This is a genomic window from Streptomyces sp. (assembly GCF_031178505.1).
In the GTDB taxonomy this organism is placed as follows: domain Bacteria; phylum Actinomycetota; class Actinomycetes; order Streptomycetales; family Streptomycetaceae; genus Streptomyces; species Streptomyces gulbargensis.
Map to the genome: position 1 here is coordinate 1 of NZ_JAPSIW010001021.1, position 1771 is coordinate 1771.

Below are 1771 nucleotides of genomic sequence, written 5' to 3' on the forward strand. Positions count from 1 at the left end.
CGGGCCGGCCGGCCGCGGGCGCCACGCGCAGGGCGCGCGTGTCCGTGTCCCGTACGGCCTCCCCGTCCCGTACGGCCTCGGCGGCGGGCGCCTCCGGAGACCTCCGCTGCGCCGGTATGAAGGCCGTCGCCTCGTACGAGGGCGGCAGCAGCGCCGCCATCACCTCGTCCGGGGTGGGCCGCTCCGCCGGATCCTTGGCCAGGCAGCGGGCGACCAGCGGGGCGAGGTCGGCGGGCACCCCGGTGAGGTCCGGCTCGTCGTGCACGACCTGGTACGCCACGATGTACGGGCTGTCCGAGTCGAAGGGGCCGCGGCCGGTCGCGGCGTGCACCAGGACCGAGCCGAGCGCGAAGACGTCGGCGGCCGGGCCGACCTGCCGGGGGCGCTGGAACTGCTCGGGCGCCATGTACGGCGGCGAGCCGATCAGCTTGCCCGTCTCGGTCCGCAGGTCGCTGTCGACGGGCCGGGAGATGCCGAAGTCGATGACCTTGGGGCCGGTGTCGGTGAGCAGCACGTTGCCCGGCTTGAGGTCGCGGTGGACCACGCCGGCGCGGTGGATGTCGCGCAGCGCCTCCGCGAGCCCGGCGGTCAGCCGCCGCAGCTCGGCCGGGGACAGCGGTCCGTTCCGCCGGACCTGCTCGGCGAGCGTCGGGCCGGGCACGTAGAGGGTGGCCATCCAGGGCCGCGCGGCGTCCGGGTCGGCGTCGACGACGGGCGCCGTGAAGGCTCCGCTCACCCGCCGGGCGGCGGCGACCTCCTGCCGGAAGCGGGCCCGGAACTCCGGGTCCGAGGCGTACGTCTCGTGCACGACCTTGACCGCGAGCCTCAGCCCGGACGCGGAGCGGGCCAGATGGACGACGCCCATGCCCCCGGACCCGAGCGGGGCCTCCAGGCGGTACTCACCCGCGTACCGCGGCTCCTCCGCCTCCCGGCCGACGCCGGTGCTGCGCAACGGTGGCATAGCCCCACCCCGTGTTTCCCCCGTGAATTTCGTGCGCGCGCACGACGCTCGGAGCCTAGTGGATGCCCCTTCGATTCCCGGCAGGGCTTGGTAGCCTGCGCGCGTCGTTCGAACGGGGGAATTCATTCATGTCCATTGACGACTCGTCACCGTCCACCGCCGCGGCCGCCGCGCACGAGGAACTCGCCGGCGCCGTCACGCTCTCCGTCACCCGGTACCCGGTGGCACCCGGCCACCGGGTGAACGTGCGCAGCGGCCCGGGGACCACGTACCGGATCGTGCGGACCCTGCCGTACGGAGCGTCGGTGCCGATCTACTGCCAGCGCCCGGGGGAGTGGGTCACCGGCCCCTACGGCACCACGAACGTCTGGGACAACATCGCCGACGGCGAGTACGTCTCCGACGCGTACGTACGGACCGGCAGCGACGGCTACGTCGCCCCGCGCTGCGGCTGACCGGTTCCCGCCTCCGTCGTCGCTCCCGGGGATAATCGTTCCGTGAGCGACGACGACCGTACCGGGACGACCGGCCCCGGCACCCCGTCCGGGGGCCCGAGCGCCCCGGCCGGCCCGCGGCCGGAGGAGATCCGTTTCTTCGGTACGACCTGGGTCGACCACAGCGGCCACTACGCGCTGCGCCGGGCCGGTCTGGCCGCCGGCGCGCTGCTCGCCGCCGCCGCGGGCTGCCTCGTGCTCCGCTTCGCCCACCAGGGGCTGGAGATCGCCGCCGTGGGCGGCTTCGTCAACGCGCTGGTCGTCGTCATGTTCGCCGTCTGCAGCGCCGTCGCCTTCCGCAAGACCTGGGAGGGCT

Annotated in this window: 2 protein-coding genes and 1 pseudogene; 2 read left to right on the forward strand and 1 reads right to left on the reverse strand. The window is 74.6% G+C overall.

All coding sequences use genetic code 11. The features are described from left to right. Window positions 1-961, reverse strand: a 961-nt coding sequence (locus tag RIF68_RS35795) for a serine/threonine-protein kinase (protein WP_309055799.1), incomplete at its 3' end; no start/stop codon positions are given. A 128-nt stretch (window positions 962-1089) separates the two neighbouring features. Between RIF68_RS35795 and RIF68_RS35800 the strand changes: the two genes are divergently transcribed. Both RIF68_RS35800 and RIF68_RS35805 read left to right on the forward strand, forming a co-directional pair. Further along, on the forward strand, window positions 1090-1416 hold the full coding sequence (locus RIF68_RS35800; RefSeq protein WP_309055801.1) for an SH3 domain-containing protein: 327 nt from the start codon (window positions 1090-1092) through the stop codon (window positions 1414-1416). 42 nt (window positions 1417-1458) lie between these two features. After that, window positions 1459-1771, forward strand: a pseudogene (locus RIF68_RS35805) (hypothetical protein); the annotation flags it as partial.